Below are 21,629 nucleotides of genomic sequence, written 5' to 3' on the forward strand. Positions count from 1 at the left end.
CCTCCTAGATATTATACATAGCTTCGAAAATTGCTGCACTCTGAATATTGATTTTCACATTCAAAGTTTGACCAAAAGTTTCAAATTCATTACGAAGATGGGTAAAATCCTGCTTTTCATCGCTAGAAACGACAGCCATCATCGTGAAATATTCATCCAAGACAGTTTGAGAAATATCATCAATGTTCAAACCTAATTCTGCAATTTTACCAGAAACACCTGCAACAATTCCAGATTTATCTTTACCAACAACAGTTATAATCGCTTTCATAAGCAAACTCCAATTCTTCTTTTAATAGGAAACCTGAACATTAAACAGGATTCTTTTCAAATAGTATAGCATAATTCTAACGAAAATACTCAAAAACGCCTGCTTACGAAGTTGTTCTTAAGAAAAAAACAATTTCGTAAACAAGCGTCTACTATCCCAACTTATGATGAGTGTTCCCGCTAGGACCGAAATCCTAGCGGTAGACCAGAGCTAGACTAAGAGCACAAGACTCCATCATCATAACACTCAACAAAATTGATGATTTATACTAATTCGATGATCGCCATTGGCGCTGCATCACCACGACGTGGTTCAGTTTTAAGGATACGAGTGTATCCACCGTTACGTTCAGCATAACGAGGTGCGATTTCTGAGAACAATTTTTGAAGTGCTGTAGTAGAAGTGTACTTATCAGTTGCTTCATCATAGTTTTCAGATGCGATTTCATTACGTACGAAAGCAGCTGCTTGACGACGTGCATGCAAATCACCACGTTTACCTAGAGTAATCATTTTTTCAACAGTTTTACGGATTTCTTTAGCACGAGCTTCAGTTGTCACGATTGATTCGTTGATCAAAAGGTCAGTTGTCAAATCGCGAAGCATTGCTTTACGTTGTGAGCTAGTGCGTCCTAGTTTACGGTAAGCCATGTATTCCTCCTTTATTTATCTTTTAATCCAAGACCCAAATCAATGAGTTTGAGTTTCACTTCTTCCAAACTCTTGCGTCCAAGATTTCGTACTTTCATCATCTCTGCTTCAGATTTTTCTGTCAAATCATGCACAGTATTGATACCGGCACGTTTCAAACAGTTGTATGAACGCACAGACAAGTCCAGTTCCTCAATCGTACGATCCAAGATACGGTCGTCAGATTCAGTATCAGCTTCTTTCATCACTTCAGTTGACTTAGCAATCTCAGTAAGATTTGTAAACAAATCAAGATGTTCTGTCAAAATACGTGCTGAAAGCCCTAAAGCATCTTCTGGAATAATTGTTCCATTTGTCAAGATTTCAAGGGTTAATTTGTCAAATCCATCATTGCTACCTACACGAGCAGGTTCCACTTGATAGTTGACTTTTGTAACTGGTGTATAAATAGAATCTACAGCAAGTGTTCCAACTGGTGCATTATCTTTTTTATTTTCATCAGCAGGTACATATCCACGACCACTGTTAACAGTCATAGTCGCTTTTAGAGAAGAACCTTCACCGATTGTAAAGAGATAATGATCTGGATTTACAATTTCAATATCGCTATCTGTCAAAATGTCACCAGCTGTTACTTCAGCAGGACCTTCAACATCCAGTTCGATGATTTTTTCGTCTTCAACGTACGATTTCACTGCAATTCCTTTAATGTTCAGAATGATTTGCATCACGTCTTCACGAACACCTGGAACTGTGTCAAACTCATGTAACACACCATCAATGTTGATAGATGTCACAGCTGCTCCTGGTAGAGAAGCTAGAAGTACACGACGAAGAGAGTTACCAAGAGTTGTACCGTAGCCACGTTCAAGTGGTTCAATTACAAACTTGCCATAATCTTTATTTTCATCAATTTTTGTTATATTTGGTTTTTCAAACTCGATCATTTAGTTACTCCCTCTTAAACGAAAAGCAGTGTAATGCGATGATTATACACGGCGACGTTTTGGAGGACGAGCACCATTGTGTGGCACTGGAGTCACATCACGAATTGCTGTTACTTCAAGACCAGCGGCAGCAAGCGCACGAATAGCTGACTCACGACCAGAACCTGGACCTTTTACAGTAACTTCAACTGATTTAAGACCGTGTTCTTGTGCAGATTTAGCAGCAGCTTCAGAAGCCATTTGAGCAGCGAATGGTGTAGATTTACGAGAACCTTTGAAACCAAGAGCACCAGCTGATGACCAAGCAATTGCATTACCATGCACATCAGTAATCATAACAATAGTGTTATTAAATGTAGCGTGAATATGAGCAATACCAGATTCGATATTCTTTTTCACACGACGTTTACGTGTTGGTTTAGCCAAGACTTTTACCTCCTATATTATTTTTTCTTACCAGCAATCGCAACAGCTTTACCTTTACGAGTGCGAGCGTTGTTTTTAGTGTTTTGTCCACGGACAGGAAGTCCACGACGGTGACGGATACCACGGTATGAACCGATTTCCATCAAACGTTTGATGTTCAAGTTTACTTCACGACGAAGGTCACCTTCAACTTTGATTGCATCCACTTCACGACGGATAGCATCTTCTTGATCTGATGTGAGATCACGTACACGAACATCTTCTGAGATTCCAGCAGCAGCCAAAATTTTCTTAGATGTTGCAAGTCCGATACCATAAACATAAGTCAATGAGATTACTACGCGTTTGTCATTTGGAATGTCAACTCCAGCAATACGAGCCATGTTTTCTCCTTTCTATCTTATCCTTGACGTTGTTTGTGTTTTGGATTTGCTGGGCAAATTACCATAACACGACCATTACGACGAATAACTTTACAGTATTCGCAAATTGGTTTGACCGATGGTCTTACTTTCATTTCTTATCCCTCCAAGTTTTTCGATTATTTAAAGCGGTAAGTGATACGTCCACGTGTCAAGTCATATGGACTCATTTCGACAGTAACACGATCTCCCGCTAAAATACGAATATAGTTTTTACGAATTTTACCAGAAACTGTTGCTAAAATCTGATGTCCATTTTCAAGTTCAACCGTAAACATTGCATTCGGCATTGTATCAACTACTTTGCCTTCAACTTCAATCACATCGTCTTTTGCCACGCAAAAGCACCTCCATAAATTTCGATTCGATGCCTCTAGACACAGAGACAACAATTATAAGTCAGACTATCTCAGTATAACATTTGTAGCGGATTTTTGCAAGTGTGAAAAACGCTTTATTTCAAATTTGTCAATACTTTTTCGATATCTGAGAAGACATCATTGATATCTTGATTACCTTCGATGTCATGAACCAAACCTTTGGCACGGTAGTGAGCAATGATTGGTTCCCCTTGAGCAATATTCACATCCAAACGACGTTTGACTGTCTCAGGTTTGTCATCTTCACGTTGGTAATAATCTTCTTCTTTATAGTCAACTGGTGGGTTAAAGATCTTGTGGAAAGTTTCTCCAGTTACGCGGTGGATAATACGACCACTCAAACGTTCCAAAAGGCTGTCAGGATTTACTTCAATGTTGATAACACCTTCTAGTTCAATGCCAAGTTCAGCCAATGTTTTGTCCAAGGCATGAGCTTGTTCGATTGTACGTGGATAACCATCCAACAAGAATCCTGTTTCTTTAATATCATCTTGTGAAAGTCGTTCTTTTACGATTCCGTTTGTAACTTCATCAGGAACTAATTCACCCTTGTCAATATATGACTTAGCAAGAACACCCATTTCAGTTTGATTTGCCATTGCAGCTCGGAACATATCACCTGTTGAGATATGTGCAACATGGAATTGTTCTACGATTTTTGCTGCTTGAGTTCCCTTACCTGCACCAGGTAAGCCCATAATCAAAAGATTCATGATTTGATCTCCTTATTTTATTTTTAAATAGAAGCAAAAAATCTTTTCACCCCTATTTAAAAACAAAATAGAAGAGGGGAGACCAAACTCTCACAAATGTCAGAGTTTAAATCTCCACTCCCTCAGCATTTACTGATTCATACTCAATGAAAATCAAAGAGCAAACTAGGAAGCTAGCCGCAGGTTGCTCAAAGCACTGCTTTGAGGTTGCAGATAAAGCTGACGTGGTTTGAAGAGATTTTCGAAGAGTATCAGTAAATACTTTTATTCTGTTCTATCCATGAAACCAACATACTTACGTTTCAATAGGTAACCTTCCAATTGTTTGATCCCTTCAATACCTGTAGAGATAATGATCAAAAGACTTGTTCCTCCAAAAGCAACTGCTTCTGAAAGTCCGAAAACATCTTTTGCTGCAATCGGCAAAATGGAAATCACACCAAGGAAGAGGGAACCAACCGTTGCAAGACGACGAAGAAGTTTAGACATATATTCTTCTGTACCTTTACCAGGACGAACTCCATGGATATAGGCACCGCTCTTTTGTAGGTTCTCTGCCGCTTTTTCAGGATTAATCTGTACAAACGTATAGAAGAATGTAAAGAGAATAATCAACAAAGCATACATGGCAATACCAGTTGGAGAAGTGGTTGCCAACATCTCTTGTGCTACCCTTACCCAAGCCCAATCATGACCTGTAGCGCTCAAAAACTGAAGAATCGCCGCAGGCGCTGCAGTAATGGAACTGGCAAAGATAACAGGGATAACTCCAGCAGGGTTTACCTTCAATGGAAGGTAAGAGCTAGATGGAGCACCTTGTGCAACCTTCGTATATTGGATTGGAATTTTGTATTCTGCTTGTTGAACATAAGTTGTAAAGTAAATGATCAACAATACAGTAATAATCAAAATGATTACGAAAATGATAGATGAAGTGATACGGCTACTTGGGACGTTCACAAAGTAGTCCACATAGATGCCCTGAATCATCTCTGGAATTGAGGCAACAATCCCGGCAAAGATAATCATGGAAACACCGTTTCCGTATCCCTTATCTGTAATTTGCTCACCCAACCAAGTGACAATCATACTACCAGCTGTTAAGATGATACCAATCGTCAGAAAAACTTGTGGAGTTAAAGCAGTTTTAATCAATTGAGCTCCAGCCAAGGTATTAAAACCAGCTGTAATCCCGATAGATTGCACAAAAGCGAGAACTAGAGCAATATAACGAGTGGCTTGATTCAATTTTCTTCGGCCTACTTCCCCTTGTTTTCCCCACTCTACAAACTTGGGTAAAATATCCATTTGCAAGAGCTGGACAACAATAGAAGCGGTGATATAAGGACTAACTCCTAGGGCAAAAATCGAAAAGTTTTTTAGGGCATTCCCTGAGACCAAGCTCAACATGTTTAAGAAGGATAATCCACTTAAAGCATTCAAGCTATTGGCATTCACACCAGGAACTGTAATGCTAGTCCCGATACGAAAGACCAAAACGATAAAAATTGTAAATAAAATTTTTGATCGAACCTGCTTGACTTTAAGAGCTTCTCTTAATAATTTAAAAAACATAGGTCACCTCTCTTAGATGACTTCTACTGAACCACCTTTAGCAGTGATAGCTTCTTCAGCTGATTTAGAGAATTTAGCTGCTTTCACAGTCAATTTCTTAGTCAACTCACCGTTACCAAGAATTTTAATACCTGATTTTTCAGCTTTAACAATTCCTGCTTCGATAAGAACAACTGGAGTTACTTCAGCACCATCTTCAAAGACGTTCAATTGGTCAAGGTTCACAATTGCGTATTCTTTAGCGTTGATGTTAGTGAATCCACGTTTTGGAAGACGACGGAACAATGGAGTTTGTCCACCTTCAAAACCAAGGCGAACTCCGCCACCGCTACGAGCTTTTTGACCTTTTTGACCACGACCAGATGTTTTACCGTTACCTGATGAAGTACCACGACCAACGCGGTTACGTACTTTACGAGAACCTTCTGCAGGTTTCAATTCATGAAGTTTCATTTTTATTTTCTCCTCTTTTGTAAAATGCTAGCGCCGATAAGGGAGAAAAGGTTGTCTCCCCCATCAACTCGCCTATACGACGTCATCATAGATGACTATATCTAGTTTTAGGGGATGGTATAGTGCACATCCCCTAAAAATTCATTAGTTTACTTCTTCAACTGTTACCAAGTGAGATACTGCTGTGATCATACCACGGATAGCAGCGTTATCTTCTTTAATAACAGAGCTGTTCAATTTGCCAAGTCCAAGTGCTACAACAGTTTTACGTTGTGATGGAATGCGTCCGATTGGAGACTTAGTCAAAGTAATTTTAATTTGAGCCATTTTATCCCCTTTCTTATGCCAAATCAGAAACTGAAATACCACGAAGGGCAGCAACTTCTTCAGCGCGTTTCAATTGTTTCAAACCTTCAACAGTTGCACGAACAATGTTGATTGGAGTGTTAGAACCAAGTGATTTAGATGTAATATCTGCCACACCTGCCAATTCCACAACGGCACGAACTGCACCACCAGCGGCAACTCCAGAACCTTCTACAGCAGGTTTCAACAATACTTTAGCTCCACCGAATTCTGAAAGAACTTCGTGTGGGATTGTTGTTCCAACCATAGGAACTTCGATCAAGTTTTTCTTAGCATCATCTACTGCTTTACGGATTGCTTCTGGAACTTCTTGAGCTTTACCAGTACCAAATCCTACGCGACCGTTGTGGTCACCAACAACAACAAGAGCTGCGAAACGAAGACGACGTCCACCTTTAACAACTTTTGTAACACGGTTGACAGCAACTACGCGTTCTTCTAATTCAACTGCATTGTCTTTAAATGCCATTTTCTAGTGTCCTCCTATTAGAATTTCAATCCGTTTTCACGAGCTGCATCAGCCAAAGCTTTCACACGTCCGTGATATAGATATCCACCGCGGTCGAACACCACTTCTGAAATACCTTTAGCGTTTGCACGTTCTGCAACGAGTTTACCGACAGCAACGGCTTGTTCAGTTTTAGTTCCTTTTGAAACTTCTTTGTCAAGAGTTGAAGCACTTGCGAGCGTTACACCCGCTACGTCATCAATCACTTGAGCGTAGATGCCTGTATTAGAACGGAATACGTTCAAACGTGGGCGATCAGCAGTTCCAGAGAGTTTTCCGCGAACGCGACGGTGGCGTTTTTGGCGGAGTTTGTTTTTATCTGGTTTTGAAATCACAGTTTTCACCTCTTTAGTTTTAAATCGTGTGCTATGCACAAAGTTGGAAAATAGGTTGGTGGTTGAAAATCAACCACTCAACATTATTTACCTGTTTTACCTTCTTTACGGCGAACGAATTCACCAACGTAACGGATACCTTTACCTTTATATGGTTCTGGTGAACGAAGGCTACGTACGTAAGCAGCTGTTTGCCCAACTACTTCTTTTGAAATTCCGCTAACAACGATTGTTGTTGGGTTTGGAAGTTCAAAAGTAATTCCTTCTGGAGCTTCAACTTCGTCTGGATGAGATTTACCAACAGCCAAAACAAGTTTAGATCCTTGAAGTTGTGCACGGTAACCAACCCCGCGCATTTCAAGTTCTTTCTTGAATCCTTCTGATACACCAACAACCATGTTGTTCAAAAGGGCACGAGTAGTTCCGTGGATAGTTTTCATTTCTTTTGAATCGTTTGGACGGTGAAGAGTTACTTCAGTGCCTTCCACACGGATTTCAATATCTTTTGAGAACTCACGAGTAAGTTCTCCTTTAGGTCCTTTTACAGTTACAAGGTTGTCATTGTTAGTGAGTTCAACACCAGCAGGCAACACGATAACTTTATTACCAATACGTGACATGTTTTTAATTCTCCTGTTAGATTGTCAGGCCAGAACGGCCAGTTTTCACGGGGTTAAATCGATTCCTCGATTTAAAGGAACATTTAGGTTTCAATTTCAAAGTGAATCTAGGCATCGTCTCGCAGGCATAACTTTGGGTTAGGCTAGAGACGATAACGAAGAGTCACAAAGAAATTGGGAGCTAAATATTACCAAACGTAAGCGATAACTTCTCCACCAACATTCTTTTGGCGTGCTTCTTTATCAGTGAGCAAACCTTCAGAAGTTGAAAGGATAGCAATTCCAAGTCCGTTAAGAACTTTTGGAAGGTCTTCACGTTTTTTGTAGACACGAAGTCCTGGTTTAGAAACACGTTTCAAGTTAGTGATAACTTTTTCACCGTTTGGTCCGTATTTAAGGAATACACGGATGATGCCTTGTTTGTCATCTTCGATGATTTCAACGTTTTTTACAAAACCTTCGCGTTTAAGGATTTCAGCAATCCCTTTTTTGATGTTTGATGCAGGTACTTCAAGTACTTCGTGTTTCGCTTGGTTAGCGTTACGAATACGAGTTAGGAAGTCTGCGATTGGGTCAGTCATAACCATTTTGTTTTTCTCCTCTTACTAGTAGTTTGCAAGTTGCACTTGCTAGTTAATGATTGAGCTAGGCTCAGAATATGTTTCTAGGTTTCAATTCCTAAGTGAGTCTAGGCATCTGCTTGCAGGCATAACTTGAGTTAGGCAAAAGCAGATAACGACGAATCACGACGGGATTGAAAGTTAGAATTACCAAGATGCTTTGGTAACGCCTGGGATTTGTCCTTTGTAAGCTAATTCACGGAAGCAAACACGGCAAAGTTTAAATTTGCGGTAAACTGAATGTGGACGACCACATCTTTCACAACGAGTATAAGCTTGAGTAGAGAACTTCGCTGGACGTTTGTTCTTAGCAATCATTGATTTTTTAGCCATTAGATTTACCTCCTATATTATTTTGCAAAAGGCATTCCAAGGCCTGTAAGCAATGCACGTGACTCTTCGTCAGTGTTAGCAGTTGTTACGATAACGATGTCAAGACCACGAGTTTTGTCAACGTCATCGAAGTTGATTTCTGGGAAGATCAATTGTTCTTTCACACCAAGTGTGTAGTTTCCGCGTCCATCAAATGACTTTGTTGGAACACCGTGGAAGTCACGCACACGTGGAAGTGAAACTGAAACCAATTTATCCAAGAATTCGTACATCCGTTCACCACGAAGGGTAACTTTTGCACCGATCGCAACACCTTCACGAAGACGGAAGCCGGCGATTGATTTTTTAGCTTTAGTGATAAGTGGTTTTTGACCTGAGATAAGTGCCAATTCTTCAGCAGCTTTTTCAAGGCTTTTAGCGTTTGATACAGCTTCACCAACACCCATGTTCAAAACGATCTTATCTACTTTAGGCACAGCCATCACTGATGAGTAGTTGAATTGTTCTGTCAAAGCAGGAACTACTTCATTAAGATATTTTTCTTTTAAACGATTTGCCATTATACTTCTCCTTTCCTTCGTGATTAATCAAGCACTTCGCCTGATTTTTTGTTGTAGCGAACTTTTTTACCGTCTACAAATTTGTAACCAACACGGCCAGCTACACCATTTTTGTCCAAAACTTGAACGTTTGATACGTGGATAGTTGCTTCTTTTTCGATGATACCACCTTGAGGAAGCTCGTTAGTTGGACGTTGGTGTTTCTTAACGATGTTAACACCTTCAACGATAACTTTGTTTACTTTTGGAAGGGCAGTAAGGACAACAGCTTCTGTTCCCTTATCTTTACCAGCGATTACGCGAACTTTGTCGCCTTTTTTTACAAACATTAGGTTTCTCCTTGATTTTTCTTACGCCCATAAGGGCACCCTGGAGGTAAATCCAGGGGACTAGTTTGTTTCTAAAAATTAAAGTACTTCTGGAGCAAGTGACACGATCTTCATGAAGCCACCTTCACGCAATTCACGTGCAACTGGGCCAAAGATACGTGTTCCGCGAGGAGTTTTATCTTCACGGATGATAACTGCTGCGTTTTCGTCAAATTTGATGTATGAACCATCAGCACGACGAGCACCTGATTTAGTACGAACGATAACTGCTTTAACAACGTCACCTTTTTTAACCGCACCACCAGGAGTAGCTTGTTTTACAGATGCCACGATAACATCACCGATGTTTGCAAATTTACGTCCTGAACCACCAAGAACTTTGATAGTCAAGATTTCGCGAGCACCGCTGTTGTCTGCGACTTTCAAACGAGTTTCTGTTTGAATCATTTCAGTTTTCTCCTTTCAGGTTTGATTAGATGATGACCGCTTCTTCAACAACTTCTACAAGACGGAAACGTTTTGTAGCTGAAAGCGGACGAGTTTCCATGATACGTACGATATCGCCTTCTTTGGCAACATTGTTTTCATCATGAGCTTTGTATTTTTTAGAGTAGTTAATACGTTTACCATAGACTGGGTGGTTACGTTTTGTTTCAACTACAACTGTGATTGTCTTGTCCATTTTGTCAGATACAACACGTCCAACAAGAACTTTACGATTATTGCGTTCCATTGAAATTTCTCCTTCCCTAGTCTATTATTTCGCTTCAGATTGAACTGTTTTGATACGAGCGATTTGTTTTTTAACTTCTTTCAAGCGAGCTGTTTGTTCCAATTGACCAGTAGCAGCTTGGAAACGAAGTTCAAACAATTCTTTTTTCAATTCGTTTTCGCGCTTCGCGAGTTCTTCTTGAGAAAGACCACGAAGTTCTTTAACAAATTCTTTTACTTCATTAAGTTTCATGCCTTCTCCTTATTCTGCTTCACGTTTTACGAATTTACATTTAACTGGCAATTTGTGGCTAGCAAGACGAAGCGCTTCGCGAGCGATTTCTTCAGATACACCAGCGATTTCGAACATCACTTTACCACGTTTAACTGGTGCTACCCAACCTTCAGGTGCCCCTTTACCAGATCCCATACGCACACCGATAGCTTTAGCAGTGTATGATTTGTGTGGGAAGATTTTAATCCAAACTTTACCACCACGTTTCATGTAACGAGTCATGGCGATACGAGCAGCTTCGATTTGGCGGTTAGTGATCCAGTGGCTAGTTGTAGCTTGAAGACCGTATTCACCGAATGCTACTTCTTTTCCACCTTTTGCTTCACCGCGCATTTTTCCACGGAATTCACGACGGTGTTTAACACGTTTAGGTACTAACATTGGTTATTTACCTCCTTTAGTGTTTTTGCGAGCTGGAAGAACTTCACCACGGTAGATCCATACTTTAACACCAAGTTTACCGTATGTAGTATCTGCTTCTTCCCAAGCGTAATCGATATCTGCACGAAGTGTGTGAAGTGGAACAGTTCCTTCAGAGTATCCTTCAGCACGGGCGATGTCTGCACCGTTCAAACGACCTGATACTTGAGTTTTGATTCCTTTAGCTCCAGCACGCATTGCACGTTGGATTGCTTGTTTTTGTGCACGACGGAAAGCAACACGTTGCTCCAATTGACGAGCAATACCTTCACCTACAAGGTGAGCATCCAAATCAGGTTGTTTGATTTCGATGATGTTGATGTGTACTTGTTTTCCAGTCAATTTGTTAAGTTTTGCACGGAGTGCATCAACGTTAGCACCACCTTTACCGATAACCATACCTGGTTTAGCAGTGTGAAGTGAAACGTTAACTTTGTTTACTGCGCGTTCAATTTCGATAGTTGAAACTGCTGCGTCAGCAAGTTCTTTTTGAACGAATTTACGGATTGCAAGATCTTCATGAAGGTAATCCGCGTATTCTTTTTCAGCATACCATTTGGCATCCCAATCACGGATGATGCCGACACGCATACCAATTGGATGTACTTTTTGACCCACGATTTTACCTCCTTATTTTTCTGCAACAGCTACAGTGATGTGAGCTGTACGTTTGTTGATTGGTGAAGCTGAACCTTTCGCACGTGGACGGAAACGTTTCATAGTTGGTCCTTCGTTTGCGAATGCTTCAGATACTACCAAGTTAGCTTTATCCAAACCAAAGTTGTTTTCAGCGTTAGCTACAGCTGAGTTCAAAACTTTCAAGATGATTTCAGCAGCTTTGTTTGGAGTGAATGTCAAGATTGCGATTGCATCGGCTACGCTTTTACCACGGATGTTATCAAGAACAAGACGTGATTTACGAGGTGAAACACGTACTGTACGAGCCATTGCTTTAGCTGAAGTAATTTCTGCCATTTATGTTCTCCTTATTTTCTACGTGTTTTCTTGTCGTCTGCAGCGTGACCTTTGTAAGTACGAGTTGGTGCAAATTCACCAAGTTTGTGACCTACCATGTCTTCTTGGATGTAAACAGGTACGTGTTTACGTCCGTCATAAACTGCGATAGTGTAACCAATGAAACTTGGGAAGATCGTTGAACGACGTGACCAAGTTTTAATAACTTTTTTCTTTTCGTCGTTAGCTTGAGCTTCAACTTTTTTCATCAAATGCTCATCGACGAAAGGTCCTTTTTTAAGACTGCGTCCCATTTTTATATTTTCTCCTTTAAATGTTGTACCACAGCGGCTTGCGCTCCTATGGAGCGCTACCGAGCTGGCGGATTTACTAGTTGCTTAAGCGACTAGTTTAATATTATTTCTCGTTGCGACGACGAACGATAAGTTTGTCAGATTTCGCTTTCTTGTTACGAGTTTTAAGACCAAGAGCAGGTTTGCCCCATGGAGTAGATGGTGCTTTACGACCAACTGGTGCTTTACCTTCACCACCACCGTGTGGGTGATCGTTAGGGTTCATTACAGAACCACGAACTGTTGGGCGGATACCTTTCCAACGGCTACGTCCTGCTTTACCAAGGTTTACAAGTCCATGTTGTTCGTTTCCGACAACACCAACTGTAGCACGGCAAGTTCCAAGAATCATACGAACTTCACCTGATTGAAGACGAACAAGAACGTATTTACCTTCAGAACCCAATACTTGAGCAGATGCACCAGCAGCACGTACCAATTCACCACCACGACCTGGTTTCAACTCGATGTTGTGGATTAAAGTACCAACTGGAATGTTAGCAAGTGGAAGAGCGTTTCCGACTTTGATATCTGCTTCTGAACCTGAAACGATACGTTGACCTACTTCAAGACCTTTTGGAGCGATGATGTATGCTTTCACACCGTCAGTGTAGTGTACAAGAGCGATGTTTGCAGAACGGTTTGGATCGTACTCGATTGTTTTAACAACTGCTTCAACGTTGTCTTTGTTACGTTTGAAGTCAACCAAACGGTAGAAACGTTTGTGTCCACCACCTTGGTGACGAACTGTGATACGACCGTTGTTGTTACGACCAGCCTTGCTCTTCAAAGCAACAAGCAATGATTTTTCAGGAGTGCTTGTTGTGATTTCAGCGAAATCCAAAGAAGTCATATTACGGCGACCGTTTGTTGTTGGTTTATAAACACGAATTCCCACGATATTTCCTCCTTAGATTATTCAGCTTCAGCAGCAAACAACTCGATTGCTTTAGAATCAGCTGTAAGTGTGATGATAGCTTTTTTAGTTTTGTTAGTAAAACCAGTGTAACGTCCAACACGTTTAGCTTTTGGTTTTACGTTGATTGTGTTAACATTGGCAACTTTAACACCTTCGAAAGCAGCTTCAACAGCTTGCTTGATCAAAAGTTTGTGTGCACGAGTGTCAACTTCAAATACATATTTTCCTGCTTCAAGTTGAGCCATTGAGCTTTCAGTGATGACAGGTTTTTTGATAACATCATACAAATTCATTATGCAAGAACCTCCTCGATTTTAGAGATAGCTGCTTGAGTAACAAGAAGTTTGTCACTATTTGCGATGTCAAGAACACTTGCAGTTGTAGCAGTCGCAACTTTCACGTTTGGAAGGTTACGAGCTGAGAGAGCTGCGAATTCGTTTCCTTCTTCAAGAATAACAAGGACTTTAGAATCGATGCTCAAAGCTGCAAGAACTTTTGCAAATTCAGCAGTTTTTGGAGCTGTAAATTCAAGAGAATCAACGGCTACAAATTTATTTTCAGCAACTTTTTCTGAGTAAACAGATTTAAGCGCAAGGCGACGAACTTTTTGAGGAAGTTTGTACGCATAGCTACGTGGAGTTGGTCCGAAGACGATTCCACCACCACGCCATTGTGGAGAGCGGATAGAACCTTGACGAGCACGTCCAGTTCCTTTTTGACGCCATGGTTTGCGTCCGCCACCTGAAACAGCTGAGCGGTTTTTAACTGCGTGAGTTCCTTGACGAAGGCTAGCACGTTGGCTGATAATCACATCAAACACAACAGATTGGTTTGGTTCGATACCAAAGATTGCATCGTTAAGAACAACTTCGCCCGCTTGTTTACCAGTTTGGTCGAATAATGTTACATTTGCCATTTTGACTGTATTCCCCTTTCCTTATTATTTACCAGCTTTAACTGCTGATTTGATAGTGATAAGAGATTTCTTAGCACCTGGTACGTTACCTTTGATAAGGATAACGTTCTTTTCTGGAACAACTTGTACAACTTCAAGGTTTTGAATTGTTACGCGGTCGCCACCCATACGTCCTGCAAGGTTTTTACCTTTGAATACGCGGTTAGGTGCAACAGGTCCCATTGAACCTGGACGACGGTGGTAACGAGAACCGTGAGCCATTGGTCCACGTGATTGTCCGTGGCGTTTGATAACACCTTGGAAACCTTTACCTTTAGAAGTACCAGTTACGTCAACAACGTCTCCAGCTGCGAATGTTTCAACTGTGATTTCAGCACCAACTTCCAAGCCTTCAACGTTTTTGAATTCACGAATGAAGCGCTTAGGAGCCGTGTTAGCTTTCGCTACATGTCCTTTAGCAGGTTTGTTGCTCAATACTTCGCGTTTGTCATCGAAACCAACTTGGATAGCGTTGTATCCGTCTGTTTCAACAGTTTTAACTTGAAGAACAACGTTTGGAGTTGCTTCAATAACTGTTACAGGGATCAATTCGCCAGCTTCAGTGAAGATTTGAGTCATTCCCACTTTTTTCCCTAAGATTCCTTTTGTCATGAGAAAATAGTTCCTTTTCTATATTTTTTATTCAAAAAGTTTTTAACGAGCGTTTTTTATGCTCAAGTCTAAGATACAAAGGGCGTCAAACTCAAAGTGAAAATAGAAAACTGACGCAGTGTCTAGCAGACACTAGGAAGTTTGTCTTTTTCACACCGAGTTTAGCCCGTGTTCAATTAAATTGAAACACCAGCCTCTACTCTTTTATATTTTAGATTAAAGTTTGATTTCTACGTTTACACCACTTGGAAGATCCAATTTCATCAAAGCATCAACTGTTTTTTGAGTTGGGTTAACGATATCGATCAAACGTTTGTGTGTACGCATTTCAAATTGTTCGCGAGAGTCTTTGTATTTGTGAGTCGCACGAATGATTGTGTAGAGGCTACGTTCAGTCGGAAGTGGGATTGGACCCGCAACTTGTGCACCTGTACGAGTAGCTGATTCTACGATTTTTGCAGCCGCTGTGTCAAGCGTACGGTGTTCGTAAGCTTTCAAACGGATACGGATTTTTTTGTTTGCCATCTTTTTCTCCTTTTCGTCTATTTAAGATAATAGGCTAGCTCCACAAGAAAACCGACGCGGTGTTGCGTGGCAATGCAACCGAGCGTGTCGCAACCTCTTGCATCAAAGCTAAGGCTGTGATTTACAGCACCATAATAGAATAACACAAAGCCCCTGCGATTGCAAGGGATTTGTTGCTGTTTTTTTGTTTTTTTACAATGAAACTGTTTTCCTATTTTTTCTTTCTAAAATTAGGGATTTTCTTCTATATAAATAACTCAAGTTCTCTTGACCTCAAATTTATCTTCTGATTGTTTCACTAGAATGTCCGCCTCTGACTCGGTTTCTTTATAGTAGTGTAGATATTGCTCCCGTCTCATCTGATGGCTAACCAATATAAAGGATGCATCGCGATTTCTCACTGTCGTATCTCGATCTAGACGCCTTTTTAATTCGGTCTCCTCATCCGTGTAGAAACAGATGGTTTTGTCAAAGAGTTCTTTGGGTAAAAAGCCAACAGACATCCCTTCGACAATCAGAATTGGCTTTGCTCCAGACAAGACCTCACTAGCCTTCCAAGGTTCTTCAATTGTTAAGACATCCATACCTGCCTGCAATGCGTGAATATCTCTCTGCAAACTTGCCAGTTCATGAGCCGCTGGCAGACAGGCTGTCACCTTTTGATTTGGTGTACCCTTTGGTACAACCAGATGGCGTCCTGAGGTGATATAAGGATCTGTTTCTAGCAAATTTACTGTAGTAGAATCTAAAGCTTGGTACAATTCCTGTGCAAAGGTTGATTTACCCGAAGCCCCATGACCGTATATTCCCAGTGTCCTGACTTTGCCCTTTTCTATTTCTGAAACAAGCTGGTCTATTAAGTCTTTTCTCTTCATTCTCTCTTCACCTGTTCATAGCTTTCTTTTCCATCATTGAGTTTGTCCCAAATCACTACTTGCCCACTTTTGAGAGATTTTTGCACATCGATAATTCGTTGATTGGACGAACCTCGAAACTGGAGCATGAGATTTCTCTTAGTTCGGTCGTATCGTCCATCGACAAGAATGTCAATCAATGATAAGAGTTTCAGCTTATCTGGAGTTTCCAACATCATTTCTTCCCATGTATAGCCCGTCCAGGACCAGATGTCTTTTTCTGGCAATTCCTTCCGAATCCGCTTAACGAGAGGCAGGAGAATCCCCGTATTGAGGAAGGGCTCCCCTCCCAGCAAGGTCAATCCTTGAACATAGGGCTGGGCAAGATCTGCCATGATTTGCTCTTCTAATTCTGCTGTGTAGGGAATTCCTGCATTGAAAGACCAAGTGGCAACATTATAGCAACCCTCGCAGTGAAACATGCAACCTGATACATAGAGAGAGTTACGCACACCTTCTCCATCTACAAAGTTAAAGGCCTTGTAGTCGATGATACGCCCTTGACTGAGTTCCTCGCTTTTCCATTCTTGTGGTTTTGGATTATTCATTCGCTACCTCTATCCAATAACGCTCAACTCCATCACGAACATCCTCAAGGAGCCCACCATTTGCTAGAATAACTGCTCTGCTAACAGGATTATTCACACTACAGGTCACAAGAGCTTTCTTGATGTTCTTTTCCTTAGCAACTTGCAAGCCCTGACGGAGAGTTTCCTTAGCATAACCCTTACCTCTTTCTGATGGGCGAATAGAATATCCTATATTCCCTGCATAATTCAGCAGTCTCTCATTCAGTCTCAATCGCAGATTCGAAAATCCTAGAGCACGACCTACATCATCAAATGATACAAATTGAATTGAAGGAACATGATTTTCAGGCAAGTTTATTCCCATCTCTTTTTGCATATTTGTTTCCAACCACTCTTCATACACAAAGTTCTCTGTATCCCAAAATCCTCCATCATGGGCTGATTGGCTCTTTTCAAACTCTGCCATCATCTCTAAAACTGTTTCTTTATCTGCTAATCTTGGTCTGCGTAGTTCCATCCTTACCTCCCACTGTGAGAAAAGTGAGAGCTGACTCTCATACTCTTCGAAAATCAAATTCAAACCACGTCAACGTCGCCTTACCGTACTCAAGTACAGCCTGCGGCTAGTTTCCTAGTTTGCTCTTTGATTTTCATTGAGTGTCACTTTTATTTTTTCTTATTCTTGTTTAAAAATTGTTCTCTGAGGCTGAGCAAGCGTTCTTTTTTACCAGCCCCACCTTTAGAGTGTTTCTCGTGATAGCGGTTCACTTGTGCGCGCCCCTTATCGTCTAATTGATATTTTCCCATTTCATTTCTTTCTAATTTGTTACTTGATGACCAGCTATTTTAATCGTTGAGCCATTCATATGTTTGACACGCGCAGCGATTTCCTTGTGACGGCCGTTGACCATCGGTCTCGCTTGAGGATTGCCAAGATAGCCACAAGTCCGTTTAACAACGTCCACTGTTTTAGGGTCGCTATTGCCACAGTTGGGACAAGCAAATCCTCTCTCAGTTGGTTCAAAATCCCCTTCAAAGTCACACTTGTAGCAACGGTCAATTGGAGTATTGGTGCCTAGATATCCGACACGGTCATAGGCATAATCCCAGACAGCTTCCAGAGCCTTTGGATTTTGCTGAAGGACTGGATACTCACAATAATGGATGAAACCACCTGACGCACCTGCTTCTGGATAGACTTTCTCAAAGTCTAATTTTTCAAACGGTGTTGGATTTTTACGAACATCGTAGTGGAAAGAGTTGGTGTAGTATTCCTTATCTGTAATATCAGGAATAGAACCAAACTTGTCTGTATCTAGTCGACAGAAACGGTCTGTCAAACTTTCAGACGGTGTTGAGTAGATAGAGAAATGGTAGCCATATTGGTCAGACCACTCTTCTACACGGCGTTTCATATCGCGAATGATGTCTAGCGTGAATTCCTTAGCATCTGGATTACTTTCCCAGCTGTTACCAAAGAAAACTGTCGCTACTTCATACAAGCCGATATAGCCCAGCGAAACGGTTGCCCGACAATTCTTAAAGAGCTGGTCAACACTTTCTTCTTTACCTAGACGATGGCCAAAAGCACCGTACTGATAGAGGATAGGAGCATTGGCTGGTGTCGCCTCTTTCGTGCGTTCGACACGGTAAACAAGAGCATCTTCAGCGATATTCATACGCTCGTTAAAGATTTCCCAGAACTTATTCATGTCACCCTCAGACTCGAGGGCAATACGAGGAAGGTTGACCGTCACAACACCTAAATTCATCCGACCTGAATTGACTTCTACGCCATTCTCGTCTTTCCATCCTTGAAGGAAAGAACGGCAACCCATAGGTACCTTAAAAGAACCTGTCAAGTCAACAATCTTATCATAGGACAAAACATCTGGGTACATCCGTTTGGTTGCGCACTCTAGAGCCAACTGCTTGATGTCGTAGTTGGGTGTCCCTTCCTCCAAGTTGAGTCCTCTTTTAAGCGTGAAGATAAGTTTAGGGAAGATAGCTGTGCGGTGTTCTGAACCGAGCCCCTTGATCCGAATGGTCAAGATAGCTTTTTGAATTTCCCTCTCAAAGCGACTAGTTCCTAGACCAAAGCCTAGAGAAGTAAAAGGCGTTTGTCCGTTTGAAGTGAAGAGAGTATTGATTTCATACTCGAGAGATTGCATAGCATCATAGATGTCTTTTTGAGTTTTCTCCCAAGCATAATCTTCCCGTTTTTCAGGCAAGACCCATTCTTCTGCATCTTTGAGATGTTTTTGATAATTCTTCTCTGCATAAGGCGCCAAAACTTCATCGATACGGTCAGCTGAACAGCCGCCATACTGGCTAGAAGCAACGTTTGCGATGATTTGCGAAATCTGAGCTGTCGCAGTCTGGATAGACTTGGGACTTTCTACCTCTGCATTTCCAATCTTAAAACCATTTTCCAACATCCCCTTGAAATCAATCAAACAGCAGTTGGTCATAGGTGTATAGGGGCTGTAGTCCAGATCGTGATAATGGATATCCCCTTTTTGGTGGGCATTGGCTACATGCTTAGGAAGCATTTGCAGTCCGATTGATTTCCCAACAATACCCGCTGTCAAATCACGCTGGGTATTAAAGACATCGCTGTCTTTATTGGCATTTTCATTGACAACTGCCTGGTCTTTGTTGAGTAGTTTATGGATACTAAAGTTGATATCCGTCGCTTTTGAACGCTCAAAATCCCTCTGCGTCCGATAAGTAATATACTCCTCAGCTAGCGCATATTCTTTGGCTTCAAGCAGTTCATGTTCTACAATATTTTGAATTTCGTAAATCTTAACCCCCTTTGGAAAGCGACTATGAATTTCTGTGACAATTCGCTCGGTCAGAGCATTTAGGCGTTTTTCGACCAAGGGTGTCACATCCATAACCTTGTCAGCCGCCTTGTGGAGAGCCTTGTCAATCTTATCCACATCAAATACAACACGTCTCCCATCTCGTTTCTCGACGAAGAGAGTTGGCAAAATTGTAATTTTTTCTTCTAGTGCAATCATATGCATGCTCTTTTCTAAAATGTTCTTTCTAAAAAGTATTATACCACTCTAAAAAGAAAAATCAATATCTTGTGTTAAAAATCCTAAAATTTTTAAAAATACACAAGATATTGATTTGGTTATTTAATTTTATAGACTTTAAACTCTGAGTAATCCGTCTTTACTGGTTGGTAATTTTCTTTTAAGAGTGTTTCCACTTCAGACCAGACTGGCACCTTGTCATTCACCACAATCACCTTAGGTTGTTTTTCTTTCAAGTCATTGAGTAGCTTATTCCGGTTTTCCTCAGTTGCTGTATAGTGCACGGGAGACAAAATCGCCGATGGCGACAAGCGCTCACTCTTACGATAAAGAGTCGCAGTATCATCCCATGCATAGATAGCATCTTCCGTATTTGTCTCCTCTTTTACCAAATCAGCAAGACGATTACGTTCTTGATAAGGTACCGGATAAAGGACAAACTTCATCAAAAAAGGAACAGTCAAAAGATAGACAAGCCCTAAAACTGGCAGATATAGATTTCCTTTAAAAAAACGACTCCATAGGCTAACTGGCGTTTCTCTTCGTCTTCTTCTAACACTACGCCCCCTCTGTTGACTCTTAATATTGGTTACCAATAAAAGTAGGAAAACAGGGAAGACGACCATCAAATAAGAAGCGTGCAGAGGCTCTTGTGAAAAGAAAAGCAAAATCAAACCTAAAATTGTCACAAGACTTGCAGGAACCGAAATGACGTATAGTTTAGAGGGCTTGGATTGAAAGAGACCTAAAAAGATACAAACCACAAATCCCAAACCAAGGGACAACAAGCCATAAAAAGCCATATTCTCTAAAATTTTAGAAGTGAAATCAAAGCTAATACTGTCAATAGGATAACGAATACCACTAATGGCATCCCCAAAACTTCCTGTTGCAACACTATAGTAGGCAGTTGGATAAAAGATAAGTGAAAAACCTAAAGCCACTGCAAGAAACTGATAAAACCCATGCGCAAAGCGTCTATGCCCAAGGTTAAAGACCAACAAGCCTAAACTCACTACAGCAATAAACAGGAGCGATGATAAGGGAGCAAAGAAAAATCCTCCTGCCAAAGCCAGCCCAATCCGTACAAATCCCTTATCATGGCTTGGATTGCTTAGATAAGTCGCAACTAAACTAAAGGCTGCTAATAAGAAAGGAAGCGCTAAAAGAGTCGCATAACCTCCACCAAAAGCAAGACCTGTAACTAGCATGTAAAAAATAGTCACCACTTGTCCAGCTTGGTCTCCTTGCTCTGTCAAGGTGTCTGCCGATCGAAAGAGGAAAAATCCTCCTGCTACCAAGGCTAACCACTCAAAGATGGCAAAGAAAAATCCGCCCTGAGTCACGTAAGTCAGCAAATAATAAAGCAAACCTTGACTTCCATAATAATCGCTGTAAATCTTCCCTGCCTGATGAAGGGCCCAACCTGTATAAAAATCCTGCACTTCCTGTGCACTCATTAAATCGAGTAATAGCGGTACTCCTAGAGTTATCCCCGTTACAAGCGTACTCCATAGTAAAATTTTCACCAAAGGAAGACGACTTGATTCACGATGATGCGATTCTTGTTTGATTTGGTATTCTAGAGGTTCACGATTCTCCTGATGAACTTCTTCTACTCTACCATACACACTCATATCGTTTCTCCTATTCAATTTATCTGTCTTAGTATATCAAAAAGTCCTAGGATTGTCAGCTTGCGATGGCTGTTTGAGTGATTTTTTGCATAGTTTCACAAAGGTTTCAATTTCCCGAAAACGGTGTAAATGTGTCTGTTTAAATGTTATGATATAATCCAATTCTTTCTGAGTCAGCATCGTTCCTCCTATATCTTTCTATTCGTAAAAGGCAAGAAAAATAGGACTGGTTTGTGTCCTCAGTCCTAG

At 41.0% G+C, this 21,629-nt stretch carries 36 protein-coding genes; all 36 read right to left on the bottom strand.

Annotated features, from left to right (window positions below):
- Window positions 1-4 precede the first annotated feature (4 nt).
- On the bottom strand, window positions 5-271 hold the full coding sequence (locus tag HT722_RS04170) for an ACT domain-containing protein (RefSeq protein WP_125454366.1): 267 nt from the start codon (window positions 269-271) through the stop codon (window positions 5-7).
- 263 nt (window positions 272-534) lie between these two features.
- On the bottom strand, window positions 535-921 hold the full coding sequence (gene rplQ / locus HT722_RS04175; protein WP_000331493.1) for a 50S ribosomal protein L17: 387 nt from the start codon (window positions 919-921) through the stop codon (window positions 535-537).
- Window positions 922-932: 11 nt separating this feature from the next.
- Window positions 933-1,868, bottom strand: coding sequence for a DNA-directed RNA polymerase subunit alpha (locus tag HT722_RS04180; protein WP_000568988.1), 936 nt, complete (start codon window positions 1,866-1,868; stop codon window positions 933-935).
- A 42-nt stretch (window positions 1,869-1,910) separates the two neighbouring features.
- Complete coding sequence (gene rpsK / locus HT722_RS04185; protein ID WP_001118385.1) at window positions 1,911-2,294, bottom strand: 30S ribosomal protein S11; 384 nt, start codon at window positions 2,292-2,294, stop codon at window positions 1,911-1,913.
- 17 nt (window positions 2,295-2,311) lie between these two features.
- Complete coding sequence (gene rpsM, locus HT722_RS04190) at window positions 2,312-2,677, bottom strand: 30S ribosomal protein S13 (RefSeq protein ID WP_000090781.1); 366 nt, start codon at window positions 2,675-2,677, stop codon at window positions 2,312-2,314.
- A gap of 17 nt (window positions 2,678-2,694) precedes the next feature.
- The gene (gene rpmJ, locus HT722_RS04195; protein ID WP_001808836.1) at window positions 2,695-2,811 is read right to left on the bottom strand and encodes a 50S ribosomal protein L36; all 117 of its coding nucleotides are present in this window, start codon (window positions 2,809-2,811) and stop codon (window positions 2,695-2,697) included.
- A 24-nt stretch (window positions 2,812-2,835) separates the two neighbouring features.
- The gene (gene infA / locus HT722_RS04200) at window positions 2,836-3,054 is read right to left on the bottom strand and encodes a translation initiation factor IF-1 (RefSeq protein WP_001029883.1); all 219 of its coding nucleotides are present in this window, start codon (window positions 3,052-3,054) and stop codon (window positions 2,836-2,838) included.
- A gap of 116 nt (window positions 3,055-3,170) precedes the next feature.
- On the bottom strand, window positions 3,171-3,809 hold the full coding sequence (locus HT722_RS04205; RefSeq protein ID WP_084927969.1) for an adenylate kinase: 639 nt from the start codon (window positions 3,807-3,809) through the stop codon (window positions 3,171-3,173).
- Between the two features lie 264 nt (window positions 3,810-4,073).
- Complete coding sequence (secY, locus tag HT722_RS04210) at window positions 4,074-5,384, bottom strand: preprotein translocase subunit SecY (protein ID WP_173277740.1); 1,311 nt, start codon at window positions 5,382-5,384, stop codon at window positions 4,074-4,076.
- A 12-nt stretch (window positions 5,385-5,396) separates the two neighbouring features.
- Window positions 5,397-5,837, bottom strand: a complete 441-nt coding sequence (gene rplO / locus HT722_RS04215) for a 50S ribosomal protein L15 (protein ID WP_000766087.1) — start codon at window positions 5,835-5,837, stop codon at window positions 5,397-5,399.
- Between the two features lie 144 nt (window positions 5,838-5,981).
- Window positions 5,982-6,164: a 50S ribosomal protein L30 gene (gene rpmD, locus HT722_RS04220; RefSeq protein WP_000057241.1), complete on the bottom strand. Its 183-nt coding sequence runs from the start codon at window positions 6,162-6,164 to the stop codon at window positions 5,982-5,984.
- Between the two features lie 13 nt (window positions 6,165-6,177).
- The gene (rpsE, locus tag HT722_RS04225) at window positions 6,178-6,672 is read right to left on the bottom strand and encodes a 30S ribosomal protein S5 (RefSeq protein ID WP_000874202.1); all 495 of its coding nucleotides are present in this window, start codon (window positions 6,670-6,672) and stop codon (window positions 6,178-6,180) included.
- A 17-nt stretch (window positions 6,673-6,689) separates the two neighbouring features.
- Complete coding sequence (gene rplR, locus HT722_RS04230; RefSeq protein WP_000624044.1) at window positions 6,690-7,046, bottom strand: 50S ribosomal protein L18; 357 nt, start codon at window positions 7,044-7,046, stop codon at window positions 6,690-6,692.
- An 83-nt stretch (window positions 7,047-7,129) separates the two neighbouring features.
- Window positions 7,130-7,666, bottom strand: a complete 537-nt coding sequence (gene rplF / locus HT722_RS04235; RefSeq protein ID WP_000086635.1) for a 50S ribosomal protein L6 — start codon at window positions 7,664-7,666, stop codon at window positions 7,130-7,132.
- 188 nt (window positions 7,667-7,854) lie between these two features.
- Window positions 7,855-8,253, bottom strand: coding sequence for a 30S ribosomal protein S8 (rpsH, locus tag HT722_RS04240; RefSeq protein WP_000245504.1), 399 nt, complete (start codon window positions 8,251-8,253; stop codon window positions 7,855-7,857).
- 180 nt (window positions 8,254-8,433) lie between these two features.
- Complete coding sequence (locus HT722_RS04245) at window positions 8,434-8,619, bottom strand: type Z 30S ribosomal protein S14 (RefSeq protein WP_001085699.1); 186 nt, start codon at window positions 8,617-8,619, stop codon at window positions 8,434-8,436.
- A 17-nt stretch (window positions 8,620-8,636) separates the two neighbouring features.
- A complete protein-coding gene (rplE, locus tag HT722_RS04250) occupies window positions 8,637-9,179 on the bottom strand; it encodes a 50S ribosomal protein L5 (RefSeq protein ID WP_000013542.1) in 543 nt (180 codons plus the stop codon).
- 23 nt (window positions 9,180-9,202) lie between these two features.
- Window positions 9,203-9,508 (bottom strand): 50S ribosomal protein L24, encoded by a 306-nt coding sequence (rplX, locus tag HT722_RS04255; RefSeq protein WP_061368437.1) that lies wholly within the window; start codon window positions 9,506-9,508, stop codon window positions 9,203-9,205.
- A gap of 78 nt (window positions 9,509-9,586) precedes the next feature.
- On the bottom strand, window positions 9,587-9,955 hold the full coding sequence (rplN, locus tag HT722_RS04260) for a 50S ribosomal protein L14 (protein ID WP_000616545.1): 369 nt from the start codon (window positions 9,953-9,955) through the stop codon (window positions 9,587-9,589).
- A 25-nt stretch (window positions 9,956-9,980) separates the two neighbouring features.
- Window positions 9,981-10,241 (bottom strand): 30S ribosomal protein S17, encoded by a 261-nt coding sequence (rpsQ, locus tag HT722_RS04265; protein WP_000440801.1) that lies wholly within the window; start codon window positions 10,239-10,241, stop codon window positions 9,981-9,983.
- A gap of 24 nt (window positions 10,242-10,265) precedes the next feature.
- The gene (gene rpmC, locus HT722_RS04270) at window positions 10,266-10,472 is read right to left on the bottom strand and encodes a 50S ribosomal protein L29 (protein WP_000772918.1); all 207 of its coding nucleotides are present in this window, start codon (window positions 10,470-10,472) and stop codon (window positions 10,266-10,268) included.
- 9 nt (window positions 10,473-10,481) lie between these two features.
- The gene (gene rplP, locus HT722_RS04275) at window positions 10,482-10,895 is read right to left on the bottom strand and encodes a 50S ribosomal protein L16 (RefSeq protein ID WP_000960946.1); all 414 of its coding nucleotides are present in this window, start codon (window positions 10,893-10,895) and stop codon (window positions 10,482-10,484) included.
- A 3-nt stretch (window positions 10,896-10,898) separates the two neighbouring features.
- Window positions 10,899-11,552, bottom strand: a complete 654-nt coding sequence (rpsC, locus tag HT722_RS04280; protein WP_000529936.1) for a 30S ribosomal protein S3 — start codon at window positions 11,550-11,552, stop codon at window positions 10,899-10,901.
- Window positions 11,553-11,564: 12 nt separating this feature from the next.
- Complete coding sequence (gene rplV, locus HT722_RS04285) at window positions 11,565-11,909, bottom strand: 50S ribosomal protein L22 (protein ID WP_000818137.1); 345 nt, start codon at window positions 11,907-11,909, stop codon at window positions 11,565-11,567.
- Between the two features lie 11 nt (window positions 11,910-11,920).
- Window positions 11,921-12,202, bottom strand: a complete 282-nt coding sequence (rpsS, locus tag HT722_RS04290) for a 30S ribosomal protein S19 (protein ID WP_000533766.1) — start codon at window positions 12,200-12,202, stop codon at window positions 11,921-11,923.
- Window positions 12,203-12,305: 103 nt separating this feature from the next.
- A complete protein-coding gene (gene rplB / locus HT722_RS04295) occupies window positions 12,306-13,139 on the bottom strand; it encodes a 50S ribosomal protein L2 (protein WP_136936656.1) in 834 nt (277 codons plus the stop codon).
- Window positions 13,140-13,156: 17 nt separating this feature from the next.
- A complete protein-coding gene (locus HT722_RS04300) occupies window positions 13,157-13,453 on the bottom strand; it encodes a 50S ribosomal protein L23 (protein WP_001055347.1) in 297 nt (98 codons plus the stop codon).
- A complete protein-coding gene (gene rplD, locus HT722_RS04305) occupies window positions 13,453-14,076 on the bottom strand; it encodes a 50S ribosomal protein L4 (RefSeq protein WP_000024549.1) in 624 nt (207 codons plus the stop codon). Before rplD ends, HT722_RS04300 begins: the two co-directional genes overlap by 1 nt.
- A gap of 24 nt (window positions 14,077-14,100) precedes the next feature.
- The gene (gene rplC, locus HT722_RS04310) at window positions 14,101-14,727 is read right to left on the bottom strand and encodes a 50S ribosomal protein L3 (protein WP_000160197.1); all 627 of its coding nucleotides are present in this window, start codon (window positions 14,725-14,727) and stop codon (window positions 14,101-14,103) included.
- Window positions 14,728-14,943: 216 nt separating this feature from the next.
- Complete coding sequence (rpsJ, locus tag HT722_RS04315) at window positions 14,944-15,252, bottom strand: 30S ribosomal protein S10 (RefSeq protein WP_001284513.1); 309 nt, start codon at window positions 15,250-15,252, stop codon at window positions 14,944-14,946.
- 257 nt (window positions 15,253-15,509) lie between these two features.
- Window positions 15,510-16,127 carry a phosphoribulokinase gene (locus tag HT722_RS04320; RefSeq protein WP_173277742.1) on the bottom strand — a complete coding sequence of 206 codons (618 nt, stop codon included), beginning with the start codon at window positions 16,125-16,127 and terminating at the stop codon, window positions 15,510-15,512.
- Entirely contained in the window at window positions 16,124-16,714 is a 591-nt protein-coding gene (gene nrdG, locus HT722_RS04325) for an anaerobic ribonucleoside-triphosphate reductase activating protein (protein WP_173277744.1), read from the bottom strand. Before nrdG ends, HT722_RS04320 begins: the two co-directional genes overlap by 4 nt.
- Window positions 16,707-17,213 carry a GNAT family N-acetyltransferase gene (locus tag HT722_RS04330; RefSeq protein WP_173277747.1) on the bottom strand — a complete coding sequence of 169 codons (507 nt, stop codon included), beginning with the start codon at window positions 17,211-17,213 and terminating at the stop codon, window positions 16,707-16,709. Before HT722_RS04330 ends, nrdG begins: the two co-directional genes overlap by 8 nt.
- 149 nt (window positions 17,214-17,362) lie before the next feature.
- Window positions 17,363-17,503 (bottom strand): hypothetical protein, encoded by a 141-nt coding sequence (locus HT722_RS04335; RefSeq protein ID WP_000521612.1) that lies wholly within the window; start codon window positions 17,501-17,503, stop codon window positions 17,363-17,365.
- Between the two features lie 11 nt (window positions 17,504-17,514).
- Complete coding sequence (gene nrdD / locus HT722_RS04340; protein WP_173277749.1) at window positions 17,515-19,722, bottom strand: anaerobic ribonucleoside-triphosphate reductase; 2,208 nt, start codon at window positions 19,720-19,722, stop codon at window positions 17,515-17,517.
- A gap of 119 nt (window positions 19,723-19,841) precedes the next feature.
- Window positions 19,842-21,380, bottom strand: coding sequence for a damage-inducible protein CinA (locus HT722_RS04345; protein WP_173253144.1), 1,539 nt, complete (start codon window positions 21,378-21,380; stop codon window positions 19,842-19,844).
- Window positions 21,381-21,629: the final 249 nt, after the last annotated feature.

Source organism: Streptococcus sp. 53 (assembly GCF_013276565.1).
In the GTDB taxonomy this organism is placed as follows: domain Bacteria; phylum Bacillota; class Bacilli; order Lactobacillales; family Streptococcaceae; genus Streptococcus.

Excerpts from the sequence above, each read along its gene's own strand:
- HT722_RS04180 (WP_000568988.1), bottom strand. The coding sequence starts at position 1,868 with ATGATCGAGTTTGAAAAACCAAATATAACAAAAATTGATGAAAATAAA.
- HT722_RS04335 (WP_000521612.1), bottom strand. The coding sequence starts at position 17,503 with ATGGGAAAATATCAATTAGACGATAAGGGGCGCGCACAAGTGAACCGC.
- rpsM (WP_000090781.1), bottom strand. The coding sequence starts at position 2,677 with ATGGCTCGTATTGCTGGAGTTGACATTCCAAATGACAAACGCGTAGTA.
- HT722_RS04205 (WP_084927969.1), bottom strand. The coding sequence starts at position 3,809 with ATGAATCTTTTGATTATGGGCTTACCTGGTGCAGGTAAGGGAACTCAA.
- rpsS (WP_000533766.1), bottom strand. The coding sequence starts at position 12,202 with ATGGGACGCAGTCTTAAAAAAGGACCTTTCGTCGATGAGCATTTGATG.
- nrdG (WP_173277744.1), bottom strand. The coding sequence starts at position 16,714 with ATGAATAATCCAAAACCACAAGAATGGAAAAGCGAGGAACTCAGTCAA.
- rplF (WP_000086635.1), bottom strand. The coding sequence starts at position 7,666 with ATGTCACGTATTGGTAATAAAGTTATCGTGTTGCCTGCTGGTGTTGAA.
- rplX (WP_061368437.1), bottom strand. The coding sequence starts at position 9,508 with ATGTTTGTAAAAAAAGGCGACAAAGTTCGCGTAATCGCTGGTAAAGAT.
- rplE (WP_000013542.1), bottom strand. The coding sequence starts at position 9,179 with ATGGCAAATCGTTTAAAAGAAAAATATCTTAATGAAGTAGTTCCTGCT.
- rplO (WP_000766087.1), bottom strand. The coding sequence starts at position 5,837 with ATGAAACTTCATGAATTGAAACCTGCAGAAGGTTCTCGTAAAGTACGT.
- rpmJ (WP_001808836.1), bottom strand. The coding sequence starts at position 2,811 with ATGAAAGTAAGACCATCGGTCAAACCAATTTGCGAATACTGTAAAGTT.
- nrdD (WP_173277749.1), bottom strand. The coding sequence starts at position 19,722 with ATGATTGCACTAGAAGAAAAAATTACAATTTTGCCAACTCTCTTCGTC.
- rpmD (WP_000057241.1), bottom strand. The coding sequence starts at position 6,164 with ATGGCTCAAATTAAAATTACTTTGACTAAGTCTCCAATCGGACGCATT.
- rplP (WP_000960946.1), bottom strand. The coding sequence starts at position 10,895 with ATGTTAGTACCTAAACGTGTTAAACACCGTCGTGAATTCCGTGGAAAA.
- rplQ (WP_000331493.1), bottom strand. The coding sequence starts at position 921 with ATGGCTTACCGTAAACTAGGACGCACTAGCTCACAACGTAAAGCAATG.
- secY (WP_173277740.1), bottom strand. The coding sequence starts at position 5,384 with ATGTTTTTTAAATTATTAAGAGAAGCTCTTAAAGTCAAGCAGGTTCGA.
- rpsJ (WP_001284513.1), bottom strand. The coding sequence starts at position 15,252 with ATGGCAAACAAAAAAATCCGTATCCGTTTGAAAGCTTACGAACACCGT.
- rplN (WP_000616545.1), bottom strand. The coding sequence starts at position 9,955 with ATGATTCAAACAGAAACTCGTTTGAAAGTCGCAGACAACAGCGGTGCT.
- HT722_RS04320 (WP_173277742.1), bottom strand. The coding sequence starts at position 16,127 with ATGAAGAGAAAAGACTTAATAGACCAGCTTGTTTCAGAAATAGAAAAG.
- HT722_RS04300 (WP_001055347.1), bottom strand. The coding sequence starts at position 13,453 with ATGAATTTGTATGATGTTATCAAAAAACCTGTCATCACTGAAAGCTCA.
- rpsE (WP_000874202.1), bottom strand. The coding sequence starts at position 6,672 with ATGGCATTTAAAGACAATGCAGTTGAATTAGAAGAACGCGTAGTTGCT.
- rpsH (WP_000245504.1), bottom strand. The coding sequence starts at position 8,253 with ATGGTTATGACTGACCCAATCGCAGACTTCCTAACTCGTATTCGTAAC.
- rplV (WP_000818137.1), bottom strand. The coding sequence starts at position 11,909 with ATGGCAGAAATTACTTCAGCTAAAGCAATGGCTCGTACAGTACGTGTT.
- HT722_RS04345 (WP_173253144.1), bottom strand. The coding sequence starts at position 21,380 with ATGAGTGTGTATGGTAGAGTAGAAGAAGTTCATCAGGAGAATCGTGAA.
- rpmC (WP_000772918.1), bottom strand. The coding sequence starts at position 10,472 with ATGAAACTTAATGAAGTAAAAGAATTTGTTAAAGAACTTCGTGGTCTT.
- rplD (WP_000024549.1), bottom strand. The coding sequence starts at position 14,076 with ATGGCAAATGTAACATTATTCGACCAAACTGGTAAACAAGCGGGCGAA.
- HT722_RS04330 (WP_173277747.1), bottom strand. The coding sequence starts at position 17,213 with ATGGAACTACGCAGACCAAGATTAGCAGATAAAGAAACAGTTTTAGAG.
- rpsQ (WP_000440801.1), bottom strand. The coding sequence starts at position 10,241 with ATGGAACGCAATAATCGTAAAGTTCTTGTTGGACGTGTTGTATCTGAC.
- HT722_RS04245 (WP_001085699.1), bottom strand. The coding sequence starts at position 8,619 with ATGGCTAAAAAATCAATGATTGCTAAGAACAAACGTCCAGCGAAGTTC.
- HT722_RS04170 (WP_125454366.1), bottom strand. The coding sequence starts at position 271 with ATGAAAGCGATTATAACTGTTGTTGGTAAAGATAAATCTGGAATTGTT.
- rplC (WP_000160197.1), bottom strand. The coding sequence starts at position 14,727 with ATGACAAAAGGAATCTTAGGGAAAAAAGTGGGAATGACTCAAATCTTC.